At 63.7% G+C, this 23,093-nt stretch carries 22 protein-coding genes; 8 read left to right on the top strand and 14 right to left on the bottom strand.

Features of this window, described 5'->3' with window-relative positions:
• Positions 1–509: 509 nt before the first annotated feature.
• The 4 genes from JQ597_RS22840 to JQ597_RS22825 form a co-directional block, all read right to left on the bottom strand.
• The gene (locus JQ597_RS22840; RefSeq protein ID WP_249132819.1) at positions 510–875 is read right to left on the bottom strand and encodes a GYD domain-containing protein; all 366 of its coding nucleotides are present in this window, start codon (positions 873–875) and stop codon (positions 510–512) included.
• Between the two features lie 334 nt (positions 876–1,209).
• Complete coding sequence (locus JQ597_RS22835) at positions 1,210–2,187, bottom strand: Bug family tripartite tricarboxylate transporter substrate binding protein (RefSeq protein WP_212266726.1); 978 nt, start codon at positions 2,185–2,187, stop codon at positions 1,210–1,212.
• Positions 2,188–2,431: 244 nt separating this feature from the next.
• Positions 2,432–3,115: a L,D-transpeptidase gene (locus JQ597_RS22830; RefSeq protein WP_212266724.1), complete on the bottom strand. Its 684-nt coding sequence runs from the start codon at positions 3,113–3,115 to the stop codon at positions 2,432–2,434.
• A 226-nt stretch (positions 3,116–3,341) separates the two neighbouring features.
• Positions 3,342–4,742 carry a TAXI family TRAP transporter solute-binding subunit gene (locus JQ597_RS22825; RefSeq protein ID WP_212266722.1) on the bottom strand — a complete coding sequence of 467 codons (1,401 nt, stop codon included), beginning with the start codon at positions 4,740–4,742 and terminating at the stop codon, positions 3,342–3,344.
• A gap of 135 nt (positions 4,743–4,877) precedes the next feature.
• On the opposite strand from JQ597_RS22825, the gene JQ597_RS22820 reads away from it, so the two are divergent.
• From JQ597_RS22820 to JQ597_RS22810, 3 genes are all read left to right on the top strand, one after another.
• Complete coding sequence (locus JQ597_RS22820; RefSeq protein WP_212266719.1) at positions 4,878–5,933, top strand: glycosyltransferase family 4 protein; 1,056 nt, start codon at positions 4,878–4,880, stop codon at positions 5,931–5,933.
• A gap of 35 nt (positions 5,934–5,968) precedes the next feature.
• Positions 5,969–6,658 carry a class I SAM-dependent methyltransferase gene (locus JQ597_RS22815; RefSeq protein ID WP_192738113.1) on the top strand — a complete coding sequence of 230 codons (690 nt, stop codon included), beginning with the start codon at positions 5,969–5,971 and terminating at the stop codon, positions 6,656–6,658.
• A gap of 121 nt (positions 6,659–6,779) precedes the next feature.
• Positions 6,780–7,397 (top strand): hypothetical protein, encoded by a 618-nt coding sequence (locus JQ597_RS22810; RefSeq protein ID WP_212266717.1) that lies wholly within the window; start codon positions 6,780–6,782, stop codon positions 7,395–7,397.
• Positions 7,398–7,529: 132 nt separating this feature from the next.
• Here JQ597_RS22810 and JQ597_RS22805 read toward each other — a convergent pair whose 3' ends face one another.
• Complete coding sequence (locus tag JQ597_RS22805; RefSeq protein ID WP_212266714.1) at positions 7,530–9,194, bottom strand: aminotransferase class III-fold pyridoxal phosphate-dependent enzyme; 1,665 nt, start codon at positions 9,192–9,194, stop codon at positions 7,530–7,532.
• Between the two features lie 34 nt (positions 9,195–9,228).
• Here JQ597_RS22805 and asd point away from each other — a divergent pair, with 34 nt between their 5' ends.
• Both asd and JQ597_RS22795 read left to right on the top strand, forming a co-directional pair.
• Positions 9,229–10,098 carry an archaetidylserine decarboxylase gene (gene asd, locus JQ597_RS22800; RefSeq protein WP_212266711.1) on the top strand — a complete coding sequence of 290 codons (870 nt, stop codon included), beginning with the start codon at positions 9,229–9,231 and terminating at the stop codon, positions 10,096–10,098.
• A gap of 118 nt (positions 10,099–10,216) precedes the next feature.
• Complete coding sequence (locus tag JQ597_RS22795) at positions 10,217–10,387, top strand: hypothetical protein (RefSeq protein WP_212266709.1); 171 nt, start codon at positions 10,217–10,219, stop codon at positions 10,385–10,387.
• Positions 10,388–10,485: 98 nt separating this feature from the next.
• Here the strand turns inward: JQ597_RS22795 and JQ597_RS22790 are convergent, their stop codons facing one another.
• Positions 10,486–10,917 (bottom strand): NUDIX hydrolase, encoded by a 432-nt coding sequence (locus JQ597_RS22790; protein WP_212266707.1) that lies wholly within the window; start codon positions 10,915–10,917, stop codon positions 10,486–10,488.
• Positions 10,918–11,011: 94 nt separating this feature from the next.
• On the opposite strand from JQ597_RS22790, the gene JQ597_RS22785 reads away from it, so the two are divergent.
• A complete protein-coding gene (locus JQ597_RS22785; RefSeq protein ID WP_212266705.1) occupies positions 11,012–11,548 on the top strand; it encodes an NUDIX hydrolase in 537 nt (178 codons plus the stop codon).
• A gap of 124 nt (positions 11,549–11,672) precedes the next feature.
• Here the strand turns inward: JQ597_RS22785 and JQ597_RS22780 are convergent, their stop codons facing one another.
• The 3 genes from JQ597_RS22780 to JQ597_RS22770 form a co-directional block, all read right to left on the bottom strand.
• Positions 11,673–13,028 (bottom strand): FecR family protein, encoded by a 1,356-nt coding sequence (locus JQ597_RS22780; protein ID WP_212266703.1) that lies wholly within the window; start codon positions 13,026–13,028, stop codon positions 11,673–11,675.
• A 179-nt stretch (positions 13,029–13,207) separates the two neighbouring features.
• A complete protein-coding gene (locus tag JQ597_RS22775; protein ID WP_249148120.1) occupies positions 13,208–13,528 on the bottom strand; it encodes a hypothetical protein in 321 nt (106 codons plus the stop codon).
• Positions 13,529–13,772: 244 nt separating this feature from the next.
• Entirely contained in the window at positions 13,773–14,609 is an 837-nt protein-coding gene (locus tag JQ597_RS22770) for a DUF2147 domain-containing protein (protein ID WP_212266701.1), read from the bottom strand.
• A gap of 168 nt (positions 14,610–14,777) precedes the next feature.
• Here JQ597_RS22770 and JQ597_RS22765 point away from each other — a divergent pair, with 168 nt between their 5' ends.
• On the top strand, positions 14,778–15,680 hold the full coding sequence (locus JQ597_RS22765; RefSeq protein WP_212266699.1) for a DUF2147 domain-containing protein: 903 nt from the start codon (positions 14,778–14,780) through the stop codon (positions 15,678–15,680).
• 351 nt (positions 15,681–16,031) lie between these two features.
• Entirely contained in the window at positions 16,032–17,252 is a 1,221-nt protein-coding gene (locus JQ597_RS22760) for an extensin-like domain-containing protein (protein ID WP_212266696.1), read from the top strand.
• A gap of 150 nt (positions 17,253–17,402) precedes the next feature.
• Here JQ597_RS22760 and JQ597_RS22755 read toward each other — a convergent pair whose 3' ends face one another.
• The 5 genes from JQ597_RS22755 to JQ597_RS22735 form a co-directional block, all read right to left on the bottom strand.
• On the bottom strand, positions 17,403–18,311 hold the full coding sequence (locus JQ597_RS22755; RefSeq protein WP_212266693.1) for an FAD binding domain-containing protein: 909 nt from the start codon (positions 18,309–18,311) through the stop codon (positions 17,403–17,405).
• Positions 18,308–20,998 (bottom strand): molybdopterin-dependent oxidoreductase, encoded by a 2,691-nt coding sequence (locus JQ597_RS22750; protein WP_212266690.1) that lies wholly within the window; start codon positions 20,996–20,998, stop codon positions 18,308–18,310. Before JQ597_RS22750 ends, JQ597_RS22755 begins: the two co-directional genes overlap by 4 nt.
• Positions 20,995–21,672 (bottom strand): TetR/AcrR family transcriptional regulator, encoded by a 678-nt coding sequence (locus JQ597_RS22745; RefSeq protein ID WP_212266688.1) that lies wholly within the window; start codon positions 21,670–21,672, stop codon positions 20,995–20,997. Before JQ597_RS22745 ends, JQ597_RS22750 begins: the two co-directional genes overlap by 4 nt.
• A 118-nt stretch (positions 21,673–21,790) precedes the next feature.
• Entirely contained in the window at positions 21,791–22,279 is a 489-nt protein-coding gene (locus JQ597_RS22740; protein WP_212266686.1) for a peptidoglycan-binding domain-containing protein, read from the bottom strand.
• A gap of 318 nt (positions 22,280–22,597) precedes the next feature.
• On the bottom strand, positions 22,598–22,852 hold the full coding sequence (locus tag JQ597_RS22735; protein ID WP_212266684.1) for a PilZ domain-containing protein: 255 nt from the start codon (positions 22,850–22,852) through the stop codon (positions 22,598–22,600).
• Positions 22,853–23,093 lie beyond the last annotated feature (241 nt).

Here is a 23,093-nt window from a genome sequence, read left to right as displayed (position 1 = left end):
CATCACGTTAATCCGTTAACACCGGGCACGCCGTAGCGGCGTGCGGACAAGGCAACAAGGCTTGGCGAGATGGCGGATTAACGGCACGATGGCGGCAGACGCCATGCGATTTGCGGCGCTCACTAATAATTGCGATTGCTTGATCGGACCGGGCGAGGGTTGGCGGATTGCCTAGCCGAAGAAATCGAGGCGCCGAGAAAAAAGCGCCCACATGCAAATTGCGTGGGCAGCGACGGATGTGTAGATTCAATGAAGTCAGCGAGCCGACGTTGACGAAGGCCTCAGCAACGCTGAGGTTGATCCTGTCCGTGAGGCTGGATTGGGCGACGGCTCGCTGGCGTCCGGCCTCGCCAAGGCAACGCGAAGCCTCCGCGCGATCATCCTCATCAAAATCTCCGCACATCGATCTCGGACGACGATCGTTCGTCGTCGGCGCAGGATGGAGTTACGAGTGGCACCCAACGGGCCGCGCTTTGCGCGCGCCCGTTGGGCTCAATCCACCCTGGGGACTAGCCGCCGGGCGGCGTGTATGAGGCACGAAGCTGGACCGCCTTTTGGCGAACCAGCATGATTTCATCCTGCGTCCACAAACGAGTCAGGTGTACATTGTGGATGGCACCGGATGCCACCACCGTGCCTGAAATGGCCGGTGCTGCATTGGGGTCAGGTACATCGAAGATTACCAGAACGCCGGGACCATCGGCAGCGGTGCTATACATCGAGAGTAATTTGCCACCAGCTGCTTCGATCAGCTTTTTCGCCGCTTCATGGCGATTGGTCTTGGGATTTTCCATGATTTTGTTGAGAGCCTGAGGCGTGTATTGTGCTGTCATACAAAAATGCATGATGTTCTCCTGTTGGGTGTGTTTGATCAACGAGGCGCACGCCTCCCTGCCGACTCCATTGAAAACGGATCGGCCCCCCAAAACGTGAGATGAACATTGCAAGCCCGCCGTGGGCAAAATACCGCTAGCACTCCAACGGGCCTTCGGCACTGCCCGCTTGCGGCTGTCGGTCAGCCTACATCAATCACGCGTCATGCGGAAGAGCGCTTGGCCTGAGAGCGTTCGGTTCAATCCTAAATCGAAGCCGACGACCCCTGCTCGCGTCGAATGTTCGGTCCAACGTAGGAAGAAGCGCGCGTTGAAAATCGCCAACGCGCCGCGGCCATATCGGGCTTATGGAATCGCCGGCGAAGTGCCGACTGAGTCATTCCGCCTTGATGTTTGCCGTGCGGATCACCTTGCCCCACTTCTCGGTTTCATCGGCGATGAACGTGCCGAAGTCGGCAGACGAGCCTGAAAGCATCGTGCCGCCAAGATCGGTAAGCCGCGCCCTTGCCACAGGGCTGGCGAGGATCGCGTTGATTTCCTTGTTGAGCAGGGCAACAATTTCGGCCGGCGTTTCCTTCGGGGCGCCAACGCCGAAAAACGCACTCGCCTCAAAGCCCGGTACGCTGTCGCCTACCGTCGGGGTATCCGGCAAGCCATGCCAGCGTGTTGCGGTTGTGACCGCCAATGCCCGCAGTCTGCCGGCCCTGATGTGTTCGATCGAGTTGGAAATGTTATCGAACAGCATCTGTATTCGGCCGCTCATCAAGTCGGTCAGTGCGCCCGGCATGCCGCGATAAGGTACATGAACCATGTCGATGCCGGTCATCTGCTTGAACAATTCGGCGCAGACATGGACGGAGGTTCCGACGCCGGCCGACCCATAGCTGATGCTGCCGGGATTGGCCTTCGCATAGGCGATAAACTCGGGAACGGTCTTGACCGGAAGTGAAGGGGTCACCTCCATGACGTTCGGCACACGCATGATGGCCGCGACCGGCGCGATGTCGCGGATGAAATTGAAATTGAGATTGTTATAAAGCGCCGGGCTGATTGCGTTCCCGACGCTGATCAGGAGCAGCGTATGGCCATCGGGAGACGCGCGAACCACGGCTTCGGTGGCGATGTTGCTGCCGGCGCCCAGACGGTTCTCGACGATGAATTGTTGCCCGAGGCGCTCCGACAAGGCCTGGCCAATGATGCGCGCCAGGATGTCGACGATGCCGCCGGCAGCGAACCCGGCAATGATCCGAACCGGCCGCGACGGATAGGTCTGCGCCCGCGCCATCCGCGAAGCGGCCGGGAACGCGGCAGCACCCGCTGCCAGATTCAAAAATCGACGGCGCTGAAGCTTCATGAATCCTCCCTACAATCGACGGCGGCGTCATTCCGCCTTTTTTGACCGCTGAACACAGCCGGCATTCCTGGTGCTGCCAGCCGACGGCACGTTGCTTTTTATTGCCGAATTCTCAAGGAACATATCGCACTTCGGCCGTGCGCGAAGATGTTTTTGGAGGATCGGACTGGCGGTAGCGAACTCCGCAACGCAAAAACGGCCCCGGCGAACGCCGGAGCCGTTTTTGGATTTCGAAGATTGGGTCTTAGCGGATGGTGCGGCCGAGGTCGGCGCGGCGATCCGTCATTGGCAGCACGATCACCTTGGTGCCGACGCTGACCCGCGAGTAGAGGTCGCTGACGTCTTCATTGGTGAGGCGCAGGCAACCGGAGGAAACGCGGGTGCCGATCGTCTCCGGAGCATTGGTGCCGTGGATGCGATAGATGGTGCCGCCGAGATACATCGCGCGCGCGCCAAGCGGGTTACCCGGGCCACCGGTCATGTGGCGCGGCAGGTAGGGCTGGCGGGCGATCATTTCCGGGGGCGGCGTCCATGCCGGCCATTCCGCCTTCTTGGTGATCGTCTGGGTGCCGGACCAAGTGAAGCCGTCGCGGCCTATGCCGATGCCGTAGCGCATCGCCTGGCCGTTGCCCATCACCAGATAGAGATAGGTGTTGGGGGTGTCGATGATGATGGTGCCGGGAGCTTCGCGGGTGTTGTAGTTCACGACCTGGCGGCGCAGGCGGGCGGGCAGCTCGAAGCGCTCTTCGTCCTGCGAGGGAGCAACCGCCACCGGCGGCGGAGCGGCTTCGACCGGGGGCGCCATGAAGAAGGGAAACAGCGGCAGCGGGGCTGCGGCGGCGGGTGCGGAAAATGCGGTAGCGCCGATCGCGATTGCGCCGAAAGCGGCGGCGGCGAGGCGGGTATTCAGTTTGAATGAGTTGAACATCGGTCGTCCCCTTCAGTTTGCGCCCTGTCGCGCCAGTTCCAGCGCGTCGTTGAGGCAAACCAGTACAGGCCAACCGTTTCAGGACATTTGCACAATGCCGCCAAAATGGTTTCGTCGCGTTAGGGAATTGTTTCAGGACGGCTTCGTCGCAAGCTTTGGGGATGGCAGCGGGGCGCAGTTCGTGCGCAAAGCATTAAGAAAATGGAGAAAAAGCCGCCGTTCTTGCTCAGCTCTGCAGCGCCCGCAGCCGCTGCATGTCGGGTTCGGCCGTGCCGATCATGGCGCGGCGGTCCGCCACCGCATGGTGGAATTGTTCGAGCGCCAGACCGATCGCGGCCAAATCCCCGTCCTCGATCGCACCGTCCTCGTGACAGTCGAGCGCCTCGCGCAACAGCGCATCCGCCGTGCCCTGCATCTCGGACAATTCTTCGGGCGTTTCAGCCATGCGCGCCTTCGAAATCAGGTCGAGCAGATTGTCGCGATGCTCGGAATATTGCTCGCGCTCTTCCCGCTTCCAGTAATGCTGCAGCCATGCCCATGCCGAGCCGATGCCCGAGAACACCATGATCGCGAACCAGAGATAGTCGGTATTTCTTTCGAGGAACGTGCGCTCGTTGCCGTCGATATAGGCGGCGGCGCCCTGATGCGCCGGCAAGGCGGCGTCCTTGTCGGTGTCGGGCTTCTCGATTTGCGCGGCGCTCGGCAATTCGCGCGCGAGCTGCTGGCGGTGGGTAAAGATCTGGCGGGCGAGCGCGCCGACCGCGGTGTCGGACAGCGTCTTCGGCGCGATGATCAAATGGTTGACGCTGACGGTATCGATCTTGTCTTCGGGGCGCGCCGGCGATGAAGCGAAGATGCTGCCGGGAATTTCCTCGGCTTCATAGACCGGGTGCTTCTTCGCAATCGTCTCCGACACCTCGATCGGGAGAAATTTTGGTTCGCCCCGGACCGCTACGGTGGCGTTGATCGCGTCGACAGTGATCTTGCTGTTGAGCGGGCCGACCGTCATGAACGCGTCGACGGCCTGGTCGCGCGCCATCTCGGCGAGCTGATTGACGCCGAACTGGGTGATCGTCACCTTGTCGACCTTGATACCGGCCTCGGTCAGGATCGTGCGCAGCAGCTTGACGTTGGCCTCCGTTCGTCCGACGACGCCGACGCGATGTCCGGCGAGTTCGTCGAGGCTCTTGATCTTGGCCACCGGCGTTTTCTTCGAACCCTTCGGCGCAAGGCCTGACGGCGCCCACAGCACGACGACGTTCTTGCGCAGGATGGCGACCGACTCGGCGTTGGTCGGCAGGTTCAGATCGCCGCGCGCCACCGCAAGGTCGGCCTTGCCGGTATTGAACAGCGCGATGCTCTCGGCCGCGCCCGGGGTCGAAACGAGCGACAGCCGAACCGAGCTGTGATCGCGCGCGAAGGTCTGCGCCATCAGCTGGATCAGTTTCTGATCGTCGCTTCCGGGAGGGCCAACCGCGATCCGCAAGGTGGTCGGCTGCAACAGATAATAAAGCGTGGCGGCGGCGGCGCCGAAAACGAAAATTCCGGCGGCGAGGACCAGCAGCGCATAGTTCTTTCGCTTCCGACGCGGGCGGGATGGAGCGGAATTTGCGTTCGGGTTTGACATCGTACTGTCACGTTACACGAAAAAGCGCCGGGGCGACGGGAAAAACATCCTTACAGATCGATGACGTCATACGCTTGAAATATCCATGAACCAACGTCGGGAAGTGAGAATCATGGATAACCCCGGGGTCCCGACATGCGGGTATTGATAGCAACCGACGCCTGGCATCCGCAGGTGAATGGTGTGGTCCGGACGTTAACCTCGCTGGCGCGCAGTGCGTCCAAGCTTGACGCCGAGATCAGCTTCCTGACCCCCGACGGATTTCCGTCCGTCGGCGTTCCCACCTATCCCGGCTTGCGCATCGCGCTGCCGAACCGCCGCGAGATCGCGCGCCGGATCGAGGCGGCGGCGCCCGAGGCTATACATATCGCGACCGAAGGCCCGATCGGCTGGGCGGTGCGCGGCTATTGCCGCCGCCACAAGCTCGCGTTCACCACGTCCTACACCACGCGCTTCCCGGAATATGTCGCGGTCCGCACCATGATCCCGGCCAGCGTCGGCTACGCTTTGCTGCGGCATTTTCATGCGGCGGCGTCGACCACGATGGTCGCGACCGCCTCATTGCGGCAGGAGCTGAGCGAGCGCGGCTTTCGCAAGCTTGGCTTCTGGACCCGCGGCGTCGACACCGATTTGTTCTCGCCTGAAAGTCCGGCCACGATCGACCTGCCGCGGCCGATCTTCATGACCATGGGCCGCGTTGCCGTTGAAAAGAATCTCGAGGCGTTTCTCGCGCTCGATCTGCCGGGAACGAAAGTCGTGGTCGGCGACGGGCCGCAGCGGGCGCAGCTGGCGCAGAAATATCCACACGCCGTCTTCCTCGGTGAGAAGAAGGGCGAGGATCTCAGGTCGCATCTCGCCGCCGCCGATGTCTTTGTGTTTCCGAGCCTCACCGACACCTTTGGCGTGGTGCAGCTGGAAGCGCTCGCCTGCGGCACGCCGGTTGCGGCGTTTCCGGTCACCGGGCCCTTGGACGTCATCGCCGATCATCCGATCGGCGCGCTGGACGGGGATCTGCGCAGCGCCTGCCTGCGCGCGCTGACGATGTCGCGCGAGGCCTGCCGGAACTTTGCGCTCGGGCGTTCCTGGGAAAACAGCGCCCGTCAATTCATCGGCAATCTGGCCGCGCTGCAGCCCAGCCGCGCCACGCTGCCGGCGCGCCGCATCCCCGGCACCAGCGCCGTACAGGGTTAGTTCAATCTACTTGAAGAGAGACGAGAAGGCAGACCATGGCAGACATCATCAAGCTTGACGGCACCAGGGCGTTGGACTTCGACCGCGAGACGGTCGAGCAGGCCTACGACCGCTGGGCGCCGGTATACGACCTCGTGTTCGGCGGCGTGTTCAGCAAGGGCCGCAAGGCGGCCATTCAGGCGACCAACAAGATCGGCGGCCGGGTGCTCGAGGTCGGTGTCGGCACCGGCATCTCGCTGCCGCAATACGCAGCCCACTTACGCATCTTCGGTACCGACATTTCGGAAGCGATGCTGCAGAAAGCGAAGAAGCGCGTCGACGAGCTCAAGCTGAAGAACGTCGAGGGCCTGGCTGTCATGGACGCCGAGAAGCTCGAATTCCCCGACAACTCCTTCGACGTCGTGATGGCGCAGTACGTCGTCACGGCCGTGCCGAACCCGGAAGCGGCGCTCGACGAATTCGCCCGCGTGCTGCGGCCCGGCGGTGAACTCATCATCCTGACCCGCGTCAGTGCGGACGCCGGCGTGCGCCGCTTCATCGAGCAGCGCCTGCAGCCGGTGGTTCGCCCGCTCGGCTTCCGCACCGCCGAGTTCGCATGGTCGCGCTACGCGCAGTGGCTGGCCGGCGCGCGCGGCATGGAGTTGGCGGAGCGCCGCCTGGTGCCGCCGCTCGGTCACTTCTCGCTGGTGCGTTTCCGGAAAGTCGACGTCGCGAAGGCAGCGTAACGTACCGTAGCGGCGCTGCGTCAATGCGGCGTCGCGAAACTTCATATGACATTTAGATGATGTCATACGCCGGACATCGAATCCCGTTAATCCTTAACCCGAAAGAATTTTGGGGGAGATCATGATCAAGAACTTCATGCAGGAACTGCGAACCCAGCGCTGGGACGACCATCGCTACTATCACCACAGCCGCATCAACCAGTCGCTGCACTTCGTCAGCGCCATGAGCTTCCTGTTCGCCTATGTCATGCTGTTCATCGATCCGATGGTATCGGCGCTGGTCGGCTGGCTGGTCTCGATGACGTCGCGCCAGGCCGGTCACTTCTTCTTCGAGCCGAAGGGCTATGACCACGTCAACCACGCCACCCACGAGCACAAGGAAGATATCAAGGTCGGCTACAATCTTCAGCGCAAGGTCGTGCTGATGGTGATCTGGGCACTGTCGCCGCTGGTGCTGTATGTCGATCCGACCCTGTTCGGCATGTTCGCGCCGTGGGAGACGACGGCGGACTTCATGCGTCAGGTCGCCAAGATCTGGCTGGCGATCGGTATCGGCGGGCTTCTGTTCCGCACCATCCACCTGTTCTTCATCCGCGACGTCGAGACCGGCCTCGTCTGGATGACCAAGATCGTGACCGACCCGTTCAGCGACCTCAAGCTCTACTACAAGGCGCCGATCGCCCTGATGAAGGGCGAACTGATCGACCCGGGCCTCGAGAAGCACGTCAAGCACGCCTGATCGTTGATCTTGAATCTATCAAATGCGCGTCATGCCCGGCCTCGTGCCGGGCATCCACGTCTTGGCGACAGACAAAGGAAGACGTGGATGGCCGGGACAAGCCCGGCCATGACGAGAAATGAGAGAGCGGAGTTACCGCATCCACTTTCGCGTGAACATCTCTTTCAGGATCTGCCGCTTGATGTTCTTGTTGGTGAGGCCTGCATCATGCCACCACCAGCCGTCGCGCTTCATTTTCTCGGTGGCGGCGACGAAGCGGTCGGCGACTGCGGCAAAGTCGTCATCGGTATAGTTCAGGCTGAAGATCAGCCGGCCTGTGCCGACCCAGCTCAGCGCCAGCCCCTCGGCGCGCAGATAGTATTGCAGCATCCAGTTGTAACGGGACGGCTCGGTATAATGCACCATCCAGATCGACGACAGATTGCTGACGCGCACCGGAAGGTCCTGCGCGGCGAGCCGGTCGTTGAGCGTCTTGGCGCGCGCGTTCCAGGTCTCGTCGAGCCCGCTATAGACCGAGTTGAAATTCGGGCTGGCGAGCCGGCCGAGGAATTCGTCCATCGCGGTCATGACGTAGGGATGCGAATTGAAGGTGCCGCGGGCAAAGCAGACGTCGGCCGGGCGATCGTCGCGAAAACGCCGCATCAAATCCTTAGCGCCGCAGACCACGCCGACCGGAAGTCCACCGGCCAGGCTCTTGCCATAGGTCACCATGTCGGCGCGGACGCCGAAATATTCCTGCGCGCCGCCGGCGGCGAGGCGGAAGCCGACAAAGACCTCGTCGAAGATCAGCACGATGCCGCGTTCGGTGCAGACCTCGCGCAGCTTCTTCAGCCATGCGGTGTAGGCGGCGCGATCGAAATTGCCGGACCGCGAACTGTCGACCAGCGCGGAATCGCCGGGCGCGTTGGCGTTCGGGTGCAGCGCCTGCAGCGGATTGACCAGCACGCAGGCGATGTCGCGGCGCGTGTTCAAAACATGCAGCGTCCGCTCCGACATGTCGGCGAGCGTATAGGTCTCGTGCGGCGACACGGGATTGCCGACGCCGGGCTGCACGTCGCCCCACCAGCCGTGATAGGCGCCGGCAAAGCGAACCAGATGCGTGCGTTTGGTGTGGTAGCGCGCCAGCCGGACCGCCTGCATCACGGCTTCGGTGCCGGACATGTGGAACGAGACTTCGTCGAGGCCGGAAATCTCGCAGAGACGCTTGACGTTGTCGGTGATGACGGGGTGATAGGGGCCGAGCACCGGTCCGAGCGCATGCGCGCGCTTTTCCGACTCGGTGATGCAGTCCTTGTAGAAGTCGTTGCCGAAAATGTTGACGCCGTACGAGCCGGTCAGGTCGTAGGAAACATTGCCGTCGACATCGGTGACGGTGACGCCGGCCGACGACGCCACGAAGGCGCTGGTGGAAAGATGCTCGCGCACCAGGCGGCTGTACTGGAACGGCACCCGGTAGGCTTCGGTGAATTGCAGGTCGGAAATGTGCTCGGCCGCCTCGGCGGTCATCTGCCGGCCCTTGGCGTAACGATCCTGATAGACACCGGCGAGCCGGAAGAAGCCGTCCTGGCGTTGCTTCGCGACATCGGCCGGCGCGCCGTCGGAACAGAAGAACTCGCCGATATCGAATTCGTAATGCGGCACCAGCCGCGCGACCATCTTGGACATCTTGGAATGTCCGGTCAGCGAGCGGTGTTTGGCGCGCGACAGCGCCAGCCGCGCCTGCAATTTTGGGAAGGTCACCGCGGCGCCGGCAATCGCAACGGCGGACAGCGACAGAATCGAAAGGGGCGAATCCATGCCACCAGCGCTAGCTAATCCTGCTAACAGATTCATGACAGTCAAAGGCCTGATTTCGGCCTTTACCCAGCAGGAAGACCTCAATTTCCTGCTGACCAACCGGTTTCCCCGGGCGGCCATCACCCGTTTCATGGGCTGGTTCAGCAAGATCGAGAACCCGCTGGTGCGGGACGCCTCGATCGCCTGCTGGCGGCTGTTCTCCGATCTCGACCTATCGGAGGCGAAGAAGACCGAGTTCAAGAGCCTGCACGATTGCTTCACCCGCGAGCTGCGCCCGGGCCTGCGCCCCGCCGACCCGGATCCGAACGTTGTCGCCAGTCCCTCCGACGGCATCATCGGCGCCTTCGGCCGGATCGAGGACACAAGACTGTTCCAGATCAAGGGCGCGCCGTATTCGCTGCTGGATCTGCTCGGCGATCCCGCTTTGGTGGAGCGTCACCGCAACGGCCGTTACCTCACGCTGCGGCTGACCTCGAGCATGTATCACCGCTTCCACGCGCCCTATGACGCCACGATCGAGCGGGTGAGGTTCATCCATGGCGACGTCTGGAACGTCAATCCCATTGCGTTGAAAAGGGTGGAGCGGCTGTTCTGCAAGAACGAGCGCGCGGTGCTGGAGACGCGGCTTGCGTCCGGCGAAGCGCTGACGCTGGTGCCGGTCGCCGCGATCCTGGTCGCCAGCATCCGCCTGCACTTCCTCGATGTGACTCTCAACGCGCAGAGCAGGGGGCCGGTGGATTTCCCGTGCGCCGCCAGCATGCGCAAGGGCGATGAGCTTGGCTGGTTCGAGCACGGCTCGACCATCATCGTGCTGGCGCCGGAGCATTTTGAGTTCGCCGACAATGTAGCCGAGGGTGCGCGCGTTCGTGCCGGTGAGGCGTTGCTGCGGAAGCCAAAGGGATGATTGTGGTGTTCCGCAAGGCACTGCCGCGACTGTGAGCTGGATCACCGAGGCGCCGCTACACATCGTGCGATTATCTTGGCTCCGCTAACACCTCCGCAACAAACAAGGGAGCAGTGCCATGACGCAGACCAGCAAGTCGATCAATGGAAACCAGCGCACATTGGACGAGCGGGTCTTGAAAGATGGTGAGCTTGAGGCCGTTTCCGGTGGCGCCATGTTCGGCAGCGCGTTTTCCGAAGCCCTGAAGTCAATCGGGGAAGGGCTTACAACAATGGCACGTAAGGGCTGACTGCGTTGTCAGCGCCGAAACGACTCAGCGGCGTGCTCAGTAAATCAAAATCACAGAAGCCGCCGTGAGGCGGCTTTTCTTTTGCTGCGTGCCGGCCGTCAGGCGCGGGCGCCTCCTGCTAAGCCGAGCTCGGCAAGGGAGGGATAGTCGGCATCCACGATGTTCGCGAGCCCGCGCATTTCGCCGATGCTGAACCATCGCAGCTCGGTATGTTCGTCGCAGATGTTGGCGGGCTCGCCGCCTTGCCAGGCGGTCACGGCGTAGATGTGATGCAGCGCATCGCCATAGCGTTCGGGCTGCCGTTCCCGGACCGTCGCAATCAGCCGAAACCGGGTTGGCGTCACGCCTGTCTCTTCCTGAACCTCACGGATCACGGCATCATCGAGGCTCTCGCCGTCCTCGACATGTCCGCCGATTGTGTCCCAATGGCTTGGCCAAACCTTTTTCGAGGGCGCGCGCAAGCCAAGAAGGACGCTGCCATCTGGCCTGATGAACAGCGCACCGACGGTTCTGGCGGTTCTGTCTTGCATGCGGCGTCTCTGGCCTGAAGAACACGGACTGTAGCATCGCCGCGTGAAATTCTCTATGTGTGGAGCATTCCAACGACGATCGGAGAGGATGGCGATGGCGCGAGCGCCTGTGCTGGCGGCGGGAGGCATTGTGTTGCGGCAGGCGGCGACGCCGCTGGTCGCGATCGTGCGCCTGCGCAAGCGCAACGAATGGGTCCTGCCGAAGGGCAAGCTCGATCGCGGCGAGACGCCGCGGGCTGCGGCCGAGCGCGAAGTCAATGAAGAGACCGGGCACGATGTCGCCGTGCACGAGTTTCTCGGCACGCTGGTCTACGAATCCCGCGGCGGCTCCAAGGTCGTGCACTTCTGGCGGATGGAGGCAGGCGCCGAGCCGGTCCGTAAACTGATGCGCGACGTGAAGGCGGTGGAGTGGCTGCCGCTGGCGGATGCGGTCGAGCGGCTGTCGCGCGGCTATGAGCGGGCGTTTCTGGAAAATGTCGGGCCGATCGCGATGGCTGCGGGGAGGGTCGCGCAGATAGGTACGTCGGTTGCTCGTGTGCCTGAGCCTGCGCGTGTCGAAACGGTTAGTGAATTCCGGGATCGGCGCAGCCTCATGCAGAAGATGCGGGACTGGTTTCGGCGCGCAGCGTGATCCGCAATCTCTCGTCATGCCCGGCCTTGTGCCGGGCATCCACGTCTTTGCAGTGCCTCGACAAGTACGACGTGGATGGCCGGGGCATAGGCGAGCGGAAGCGACGCCGTCCTTCAGACGGAGCTTACCGCGCATCCTTCGGCAGCTTGCTTCCCCTTGGCGGCGGCGCCCGACCCGGAGCGGGTCGAGCCGGCAAGCCTTGCCGCAGCACACCGGGCGCAGCCTGCAAACCGCCGGGCCGTGAGCCTTGCCGGAAGCCCGGTTGCTGAACGCCCTGTTGTTGACCGCCGGGCTGCTGGAAGCGCTGCGGCCCACCAGCTTGCGAGGGCGCGCCTTGTTGGACGCCCGGTCGTCCCGCCGTCACCGGTTGTTGCGGCTGACCGGGTCGCGGCGGCAAGGCGGTCTCCCGTGGCGTACCCGGCTGCGTCGATCCCGGCCGCTGCAACGACCGACCCTGCCGGTTAGGCGAGCCTGGTTGCTGCAGCTGTTGCGGCTGGCCCGGCCGGTTCTGCAATCGTTGTTGCCCGGGACGATTCTGTAAGCCCGGTTGTTGGCCGGTGCGGTTCTGTCCCGGCAATCCGTTTTGCTGCGGCCCACGGCGCGGAGCGTTGCCACGATTGAAGCCGGGGTTGGCGCGGCGGAAATCGCGCTGCTCGTTGAAAACGCGGCGGCCGAGATTTTGCGTCGAGTGCACCTGGCGCACAAAGCCCTGATCGCGCAGCACCTGCTGCGGCGAAATCGTCAGCGGCACCGCGGCAAAGCGCATGCCGCCCGCGCCGGGACTTATCGTAAAGCCGCTGGAACCCTGGTTGAGGAAACCCAGCCGCGCGCCGGCGCGGTCGTTGACCTCGATGCGTCCAACCCTGCCGTCGGCGTCGGGATAGAGTTTGATGGCGACGTTGTTCGGGCTGTTGGCGGCCGCACCTTCCGGCACCTCGACGAGGCCGGTGGTGCCGCGAATGCCCAGCGTCGCGGTCGGCGTGGTGATTTTCATGTCGCCGGTCTTGGCGACGGCGGCGGCGACGAAGGCAACCGTGCCCTTGGCGACGTCGAATACGCCGGCATTTTGCTTGCCGCCATCCTCATAGACATAGCTGTCGATGGTGATCTGCGAATTCGCCTTGAGGTTAAAGGTGGTGGCGTCGCTGAAGGTGATGCCGAGCGAGGACTTTGCGCCGGTCTGCACGACGTCGTTCAAATAGATGTCGTCCTTGACCTTGAGCGGTGTGGTCTCGTTGTTGCGGATAACGCTGGCGCTGCCGGTCACGGTCGCGACATTGCCGATCGGCTCTTCCGCGGCCTGTTGTGCGTCGGCCGCGGGAGCCGCCGGATCGGGCGCAGCCTGCGCCGGCGCCGCAGGCTGCGCGGGTGCGGCTTGCGCCGATCTTGCTGTGACGGAGGGGCCAGCGAAACCGTTCGTCGCGCCAAACAGCGTGCCGCAAACCAACAGCAGAAGCGCGAATCGCAACCGGCGCGGCATCAAGGGGAGTTCCGGGAACAGGGAGAGACGAGGGCGAGGAGCGGCGCCGCGATTTCAGCGCTGCCGGGCTGAATGCGGGATGAACGTTTCCGCCTTGTTGTCATGGTCAGGCAAAACGGACAAGCGCCACGTCCGGCATCCCCGGGCATGGCGCTTTCTTATCTTACATAGAGTGTTGATCAGCCGCGCTTGTGCGGGGTCAGGTTCAGCGGCTTCGACGGCTTGGCCGACGGCGCGTAGCTGACGGGTGTCGCGGCCGGGGGCTCGTAACGGAACACGGCCTTGCAACCGTCGCTCAGCGACGCGCGCTGCCGGATCATGCAGGCGGTGATGCGATCAACATCGGGAATTTCCGCTCCGCACAGCCGCATCGCGTCGCCGGCGCACATCTGCTCCTGCTCTTGCGTATGGGCCTGCGAAACGGTCGTCAGCATTCCGAACGCAAGCGTGGCCGCGATCAGCAATTGGCAGTTACGGATGGTGGAGCGTGCGAAAGCCATGGTGTGTCCCTCTTGCAGGTTTGGTGAGTGGTGCGCCCGAGTTGCGCGCCGGGTGGCGCCTCGTTGGGCAAGAGAACTACGCGGGCTTGGTTTCGGGATTTCTTCGTCGCGGGACCAGAACGGTTTCGTCGCGCGGAGAATTGTTTCGTCGTCTATCGCGAGTAAGGAGTCGTTAACGAATGGAAACGCGAAAAGGGCCCCGTGACGTGTCACGAGGCCCTTGCACGTCCAGCTCGAAGAAATATCAGCTCACGCGCTTCCAGGTCTGGCCGCCGCAGAACATGCCGCCGAAGGCGCAGCCCTGCACGCGGAGGGAGCCGTTGCTCTTCATCGACATCGTCGAGTCGTACTTGCGGCCGCTGTCGGGATCGTTGATCCGGCCGGCCCACTTCGAGCCCTGCGGTTTCATGTTGATCAGGATCTTTTCGCCGGTCTTGACGGCATAGCCGCAGAGATTGTCGCCGCACTGCTCGATGCGGACATTGCCCTTGTTCTCTTCGGTGGCCCAGACGCCGATCGGCGAGTTCGCATCGGACGCGGGGCCAGCGTCAACCGGAGCCGGAGCAGGCGCTGAGTACCTGGCTGGGGCCGGCTCGGCAGCCGGAGGGGGCGCCGGTGGTGCGACGTCGGCTTGCGGAGGCGCGGCGGCGTAGGTCGTCGGGGCCGGAGCGGGGGCAGGTGCCGCCGCCTGATCAGGAGCCGGGGCCGGAGGGCGGTCCTGCCTTGGAGGCGCTGCCGCGTAGTCGTCGTCGCTGTAACGCTTGGCCTGGTCGTTCTTGTAACGGGGCTTGCCGGCGGCCGGTGCGTAATCATCGCCATTATAGCGCCTGTCGTCATTATAGCGCTTGGAGTCGCTGTATTCAGGTCGCGCCGGCGCCGGTGCGACATCGTCATCGTCGTCGTAGCGGTTGGACTTGAGGCCCTTGAAGCCGGGCGCCGTGATGTTGATGCAGGACAGCGAGGCACAACCGCGCGGCGCTTCGATGCGGACGCGCTGGCCTTCGATCTGGAACGAGATGCCTCCGGCATGGGCCGAGGTGGTGGCCAACAGCAGGGCTGCGAGGATGTAGAGCTTCTTCATGAGAGCCTCCTGGGCGGCTTGAATTGGTTGGCGATGAACTTGCGCAGACCCTATGCCCGGCCGGGTTCGCCTTCTGTGACGTAGGTCACGGGGAACCCAGGTGACTCAAATCACATCCAGGGGAACCGGCCGCGGCCTAGCTTGTGCGCTCAACCCGGGGAGGGTCCGATGAAGCGCCTTTGTTTTCTCGCCGCGCTGATGCTGCTCAGTCCGTCCGCGTATGCGGGTGACTCGATTTCATTCGTGGTCGGTGGCCATCGCATCCAGATCGACGCGTCCAGATATTGCCGTTCGACCTCCTGCGCCTCGGTTTCGATTTCGGGCACCTCGCGTAACCGAAGTCGTTATGACCGTGATCGCTATGACGACCGAGGTCGTTATGACGACCGTGATCGTTACAACGACGATGATCGCTATCGCGATGATCGCAGGATCAGCGAGTCAACGAGGACATTACCAACCGCACCGGCGGTAGCTCCGCCCCCGGTTCAATCCGTTGCCGCTCCGCCGCCGGCCGTGTACAGGCCGGCCGCCGCCGCGACGCAAATTGTGCCTGCGCCGCAGTCGCCCGCTCCGCCGGCAACACTCGCTGTTCCGCCCGCGCCACCGCCGCAGCCACCGCCTGCACCACCGGTTGCGAAGCCGGCCGAGCCGGTGCGCCCGGCGCCGGTGGCCGTGCCGCAGATTTCGCGTGTCTCGAATGATTTCGCCGACGATGCCGACACGCCTGTTGGAGACTGGCAGACCGAAGGCAAGGGATCGGTTCGTATCGCCAAATGCGGCAACGCGCTGTGCGGCTACGTGCTCAATTCGTCCTCCAACGACAAGGGCGAGGCCGTCCTGATCAACATGAAGCCGAAGAGCGAGAAGCAGTGGACCGGCAGCGTCTACAGCCAGGCCAGCGGCGACACCTATTACGGCACCATGGATATGAAAGGCCAGAACACGCTGCGCGTCGAAGCCTGCGCGCTCGGCCGCTTCTACTGCTCGGGCAACAACTGGCGCCGGATTACGACAGGGAACGAAAGCCTGATGTCGTCGCGGCAGACTTTTGTGGAGCCGCGGTCGTAGTCATCACGCATGAAAATGCCCGGTGGAGCGACCACCGGGCGAACAGTTTTCGATTGGCTTCAAGAAGCGGAAGCCTAGAACACGCCGATCACAATGGCGCCGACGAAGGCGAATGCGAGATACGCGGTTACAACGCTCAGTCTGCTGACCATGGTCATGGGAATACTCCCTTGGTTCACGTCGTGCCCGCTCATAACGCTTCAGGCTAACAAAGCGTTCCCGGCCCAAACAAGTCAGCGTTGCTGTCCATCCCGGCCCTGTCCACAGCCGGTGGTTCCAGCAAGCATGGTAAATGATTCATGAAATCAACGTGTTGAAGACTTCTTAAATAAATTCGCCGAACGTGCGCGGATGACGCGCGGAGTTCGTTTGTATCTCGTCGGCTCCTTCGTCCTTGTCTCCTTGGCGGGTTGCGGCCGCGGACTGTTTCAGTCCGCCGAGCGTGAACCGTGGCGGGCCGAGGCCGAGGTCGCATGCCTGAAGTCCGGTGCGGTCAAGGAGACCCCCGAACTGGTCCGGATTGACCCGATTTCCGGTCCCGGCGCCTGTGGCGCGCAATTTCCGCTGAAAGTCGCAGCCCTCGGCGAGGGCAGCCCGAGTTTCGGTTTTGCCGACGAGTTGCGGCCGCCCCGCGCTATCGGCAACCAGCCGCGCTGGCCGGTCCGGCCGGCGCCTGCCGCCGCACCGTCGCAGACCTATTCCGATACGGCACTGCGCCAGCCGAGCTATGGCGCGCCGTCCAACGGGCCGGTCTCGCTGACCGCGCCGGGCGTGGCCCAGCAGGACGACGAAATCGATCTGCCGGCCGAAGGCGCGCCGCAATCGCGCGACCCGCGCGGCGGCGGCTCTTATATGGCCGCGCCTTCTTATCCGCCGCGCGACCGCTACCCGTCATCCGCGCCTTACTCGCCGGCACCCTATTCGCAGGCGCCCGTCGCCGCGCCGCCTCCGCGGCTCGGACCTGGTCTGGGCGATCCCGTCAACACGGTGGGGCCAGTCGCGATCAAACCGACCGCGACGCTGGCCTGTCCGATCGTCTCGGTGCTCGACCGCTGGCTCGCCGATTCGGTGCAGCCGGCCGCCCAGCGCTGGTTCGGCGTGCGCGTGGTCGAGATCAGGCAGATCTCCGCCTATTCCTGCCGCGGCATGAACGGCAATCCGAATTCGCATATTTCCGAACACGCTTTTGGCAACGCGCTCGATATCGCCTCCTTTACGCTGGCCGATGGCCGGCGCGTGACGGTGAAGGGCGGCTGGCGCGGCATGCCGGAAGAGCAGGGCTTTCTGCGCGACGTGCAGGCGAGCGCCTGCCAGCAGTTCAACACCGTGCTGGCGCCAGGCTCCAACCGTCACCACGAGGACCACATCCATGTCGATCTGATGCGCCGCTCCAGCGGGCGGGTGATCTGCCAGCCGGCTGCGGTGTCCGGCGACCAAGTCGCGGGTAGGGCCGGAGGGCGCAGTCCCTACGCTTCATCGCGCGAGCCCTACGTGACGGGTTCACTCGGCGGCAGGAGGGCGCACCGGCACTCAAGCAAGGTCAACGAGGAAGACGAATTCGACGGCCATTAGGCCCACTGTCATCGCCCGCCTTGTGCGCAATTGCGCACTGGAGCGGGCGATCCAGTATTCCAGAGACGTCAGCGATAGAACCGAATGGCCGCGGCGTACTGGATACCCGCATGCGCGGGTATGACACCGTTTGTTGAAGGCTGAGCCTGCTTACGCGCCCAACTTCTCCAGCACATCGCGCACCACGCCTTCCAGCAGATCGAGCTTGTAGCCCGTCATCGGCAACGGCTTTGCGCCTGAGGTCGCAAGCTTGGCGGCCACTTCAATGTTCAACGCATTGGCCGCCTTGCCTTGCACGGCGCCTTCCGCCGCCTTCAGCCGCAGCGGCACCGGCGCGATGCCGCCGGCGGTGAGGCGGATGAACTGGAACGCGCCGTCCTTGATGACCGCGCGGGCGCAGACTTCGACCAGCGGCCATTCCGCATAGGAGCGGCTGATCGCGCGCTTGTAGAACGCGCGCTCGCCTTCCAGGGGCTTGGGCAGTTCAATGCCCCGGATCATCTCGCCCGGCTGCAGCAAATTGTCGACGGTGCCGTTGGAGCCGTCGCCCAGCACGTCCGGGATCGACAGGCCGCTTCTCGTGTAGGTGATGATGGTCGCGTCATAAGCGAGCAGCGCGGCCGCCATCGTGGAAGGATGCGGCGCCACGCAGGGGCCGAGATCGAAGGCGACATGATAGAGGTGATTGCCGTTGCGGGCGGGACAATCGGTGCCGCCCTTCTTCAGGCAGGCGATATGCGGATTTCGAAAATACCAGCAGCGCGAACGCTGCGCGATGTTGCCGCCGAGCGTCGCCAGATGACGGATCTGCGGCGTTGCGAGGCCGAGCGCTGACGCCGCAATGCCGGGATAGGCGGCGGCGATGCTTCGATCGGCGGCGATTGCAGCGATTGTGGTGTAGGCGCCGATGCGCAGCGTGCCGTCGGCGCCCCAGTTCATGCCCGAGATGTCAGACGCGGGCACGATATCCATCAGCGGGCCCTTCGAGACGCCGCTGCGGCGGCGTTCGGAAAGGTCGGTGCCGGCGGCGCGGAATTCGGTCGTCATGGCTGATGTCATGCGGCGGCCCTCCCTTTCAGGGCTGATATCAGGCGATCAGGCCGGATCGGCAACTCCATCGGCCGGATGCCGGTGGCGTTGTAGATCGCGTTGGCGACCGCAGGTGACGTCGGCACGGTGGCGACCTCGCCGATGCCGACGCTACCGCCGAGCACGTGATCGAAACCGGCTTCGTCGAAATGCACGTCGATCACGGGCGTGTCGGCTATCCCTGGAATCCGGTAATCCTCCAGCCCGCCACTCAGCGTATCGCCGGTTCGCCCGTCGATCTCGCGCGCTTCGTAAAGCGCGTAGCCAATGCCTTGAATGACCGAGCCCGCCGCCTGGCTTCGCGCCAGCGCGGGCGCTGCGATCTTGCCGACCGCGATGCCGGTGTGGACGTTGAGGACGCGGACATGGCCGAGCCAGGTATCGACTTCGACCTCGATCACCTGCACCGAACTCGGTACGCCGGCGCCGATCACCATGTTGGACATCCAGCGCATCATCTTGCCGAAGATCCAGCCCAGAATCCCCACCTGCTTCAGGGGCGACTCAACGCCCGGCGCCATCTGCCTGCTGTCCTCCGGCCGCACGCCTGACGCGGTGAGGTCGGGCGACGCCGCCAGCAATTCGCGCCACGGCGCATTCGAGCCCGGCGCCGGCTTTCGTTTTGCATTTTTCTCGATCGCGGCCTTGAGCTTTTGAATCGCGAGCAATGTCGGCGGCACCACCGAGGCGGTGGTGCGGCTGCCGCCCGAGCCCGGGCCTACCGGCAGCTTGGAATCGCCGATGTGAACCTCGACCTCATGCGGTTCGAGGCCGAATTCGCGCGCCACCGTATTGGCGATCACGGTGCGGCTGCCGGTCCCGATATCCTGGATCGCCGTACTCGCGATCAGGCGGCCGCCCTTGACCGATACTTCGACCTTCGAGCCGGGCTGCCAGAGATAAAGCCAGTATCCGGTGGCGACGCCGACGCCGCGGCGATAGCGGCCGGTCTGCTCGGCCGGTGACTTCCGGTTGCGCCAGACGTCGAGCCCTTGCGCCCATTCATAAAGCCGCCGTCGGTTGGGATCGGTATCCCAGCGTTTGCGCAGCTCGATTGGATCGACCTTCATCCGCAGCGCGGCTTCGTCGATCGCCTGCTCCACCGCGAACGCCATCGGCGGTCCGCCGGGGCCGCGAAACGCCGCCCCCGGCGGCAAATTGCTGATGACGTCGAAATCGGCGAGCTCCTTGCCATCAGCCGGATAGATCAGCCGTGCCAGGGTGGCGATGGTGGAATTGATCGCGGCGCCAGTGTCGGCGTAGGCCGTGAGCGACAGCGCTTTCAGGCCGCCTTGCTCGGACGGCAGCAGCGCGAGCTTGACCTCCGACGCCGGCCGATAGCCGGTCACCGAAAGCTCTTCGTGGCGATCGAAGGCGACGCGGACCGGCGCGTTGGCGGCGCGCGCCAGATCGATCGCGATCGTCGTCTCCGCGCCGAGGCTGGCCTTCGAGCCAAAGCCGCCGCCGACGTGATCGGCGATGACGCGGACCTTGTCGTGGTCGAGCTTGTAACGCTTGGCGATCAGCTCCATCAAATGGAACACGCTCTGCGTCGAGGCGTGCACCGTGAGCCGGTCGCCTTCGAAATGCGCGACTGTGGCGTGCGGCTCCAGACAGGTATGCGATTGCGTGCCGGTCCGGAACACGCCTTCGACCAGCAACGGATTTTTCTCCTGCCGCGCGCGTTCGACCCAGCTTCGGACTTGCTTCGGCTTGAGCGAGAACGCAGCTGACGGTCCGCGGATGTTCGCCTTCCACGGCGCCGGCGCACCGGCGCCTTCGGAGACGTTGCCGGCTTTCTTGCGGTCGGCCTTTTCGAACACCACAGGCGCATTGGGCTTGCGGGCTTCATCGAGCCCGATCACCGAGGGCAGCTTTTCGCTGGATATTTTGATCGCGGCAATCGCTGCCAGTGCGGTCTTGCGATCCCTGGCCGCGACGGCGGCGATGGGCTGGCCGACAAAGCGGACGATACGGTCTTCAGCGAGCAGCGAGATCGCGGCGCCGACACCCGGCAGCGCCAGCGCGGGCGCGAGGTCGAGCTCTGCGATTTTGCCATGCGCGATCTCTGAGCGCAGGATGACGCCTTCGAGCTGGCCTTCATGACGGATGTCGACGGTGTATTTCGCCGCACCCGTCACCTTGTCGCGCGCCTCGACGCGCGGCGAGACGATGTCGCCGCCGTCGAACTGGCCGCTGCAGGCCGCGGCCACCGCGCTGAAGATGCCGTCATAGGCGCCGCAGCGGCACAGATGCCCCGACAGCGCCGCGCCGATTTCGTCGCGCGAAGGTGTTGCCGTTCCTCGTGTTGCGCGCCAGTGGTCGTGAAACGCCGCGGCCTCGACGATGAAGCCCGGCGTGCAGAACCCGCATTGCAGCGCGTCGTGCACCATGAACGCCTTCTGCACCGGGTGCAGCTTTTCGGCGCCGATGCCCTCGACCGTGGTGACTGTCTTGCCGGCGGCGGCGCGGGCCGGCATCAGGCAACTCGCCACCGGCGCGCCATCCACCAGCACGGTGCAGGCGCCGCAAACGCCGGCGCCGCAGACGAGCTTGGTGCCGGTGAGATCGAGATCGCTTCTAACCACATCGATCAGCATGGCGTCGACGTCGTCGGGCAGGGGTGCGACACGGCCGTTGATCGTCATCGTACTCATCTGCGATCTCCTGATTTGCGGGCGGTTTTGCTTGCGACAGGTTTTGTTGCAGGTCTTCTTGCAGTTTCTCTTGAACGCGGCTTCGGCGACGGGCTCACTGCGCCGGCAACCAGCGTGCGCACCATGATGCCGAAATCCCGCAGGAAGGCGTCGGCCGGCTGCATCGCCGGATAGGCGGACTTGGTGCCGTTGAACGCCATTTCGACGCACCTCGCGAGGTCGGACGCGGTCATGCCCTTGATCGCGAGACGTTGCTTGCGGCAGACGCGTTCGATCGTGGACGTCAGCTGCGCGGCATAATGCGCGGCATATTTCTGGTAGATGTCGCGGGCCTGCAGCAGGTGCTCGGAGAACAGCTCTTCGATATGGGGCGAACCCTCGAGCGGCGCGATCAACTGCCCGATCCGCGCGGTGATCTCGGCGATCAGGATGTCGGCGAGACCGCCGCCGGCCTTTTCGGTGGCCTCGCCCCCCGCGATCTCGGCGGCCAGCGCGTTCTCATGCAGCCGCTCGATCACGGCGCGGAACAGTTCTTCCTTGGACTTGAAATGATGGTAGAGCGCCTGACGTGTCAGGCCGGCGGCCTCCGCCGCCTGCTCGATCGACGAGCGCCGAAACCCCTGCCGGCGGAACACCAGCATGGCGGCATCGAGGATGCGGTCGCGGGGCTTCATTTGACGAATTTGACAAAATTAGACGAAGTGTCAAATGACGGATTTGTGTTGGGGCGCGGCTAACTGCCCCACGTCTCGCTGCCGGTCGCGGCGGCCGGGTTCAAGGAGCATTTACGGATCACCGGCGTCCGAAAATTCCGCCGACCACGCCGCCCACGACGCCGCCGATCACACCAACCGGACCGCCGCCGCCCCCGCCGCGACGACGGGCGCGGCGCTCGTTGCCGGACTTGTTGTCGCGGATGCTGGCGTTCGCCGTCGAGACGGAATCGTTCAGGAGTGCCTGATGCTGCAACGTGTTGAGGAAACCGGTCTTGGGATAGTCGCGCGCGGCCTGCCAGCGCGTGATGACGGCGCGGGTCCGCGCGTCGAACTTTCCGTTCGCCCTGGTGTCGAAGCCGAGACGGGTCAGACGGCGCTGCAGGTCGCGGCGCTTGGGCTTGTCGAGGCCGATCCGATCCTCGGTTTCCTGCGTTGCTTCGTCGGTAAAGACCGCCTCATCGACGGATGCGGCCTGATCGCGCGTGGTCGTGCTTGGCCCGGCCTTGGCAGCATCCGAGCAGACAAGAATTCCCAGGATCGACAAGGCTAGGATCAAGACACGCATGGCCTATTGTTCCCCGAGTCTCTCAAATGATTTCGCTTTGAGAGCCTGCGTCGGTGCAAATACGAACCCGGCTTTTGAATCAAAGGTCGATTTTGGTTTCGTCGCTGGCAACTGCTGGCGGGAACACTTGTTCCATAGCGGGCGTCGATTGTTGCACCGCATGACACTCAATGATGGCGGTCGCCGCAGCTGTAGCCCGCATGAGCCACCGGGTTGCGCGAATGCGCGCCCGATGACAGGCTCCACGACATGCGGGATCAGGGGCCGGACACCCGGATGTCGCTTCGCTCATCCGGGCTACATTGTTGCTTTGCCCAATTAAACGAACTTGATCCCGATCAGGTCGCCCTTCTTCCAGGCGAGCTTGCAGGCCCTGCCCGGGGAGGCCCGGTCAAATTTCAGATGAAAATGCGGCTTGACGAATTGCGGGTCTTCAACCCGCAATCGCGCACCGCCTTCCGAAATGTCGATGACCGTGCATTGACGCGCGGCAAAACTGCCGTCGATGGTCATCCATGCGGGCTGGTTGGTTCGCCGGCGAGAGGGCCGGGACTTTCGACCGAAAATTGCCATGGCGGATACCTCCCGCCGATCAAACGCGCTGAGGGGACGCTGGTTGCAGTTGCGGACAATTTGAACGAACGGGAAGGCGCGGGGGCGGAGTTATTGTGTTTGCAGTTTTCCAAAACTCAATTCGGAAGAAACTGTCGTCCCGGCCTTGAGCCGGGATCTACCGTGTTAGCTGTCAAGAGGCGTTAGCGCCTTTCCAAGGCTGTCCGGACCTGATTACGGCATTGGCGAAGACGACAAGGCG

This window comes from Bradyrhizobium sp. AUGA SZCCT0177, assembly GCF_018130125.1.
GTDB lineage: Bacteria > Pseudomonadota > Alphaproteobacteria > Rhizobiales > Xanthobacteraceae > Bradyrhizobium.
Note: the sequence above shows the minus strand (reverse complement) of the source record. Positions and strands in the feature narration are given on the sequence as shown.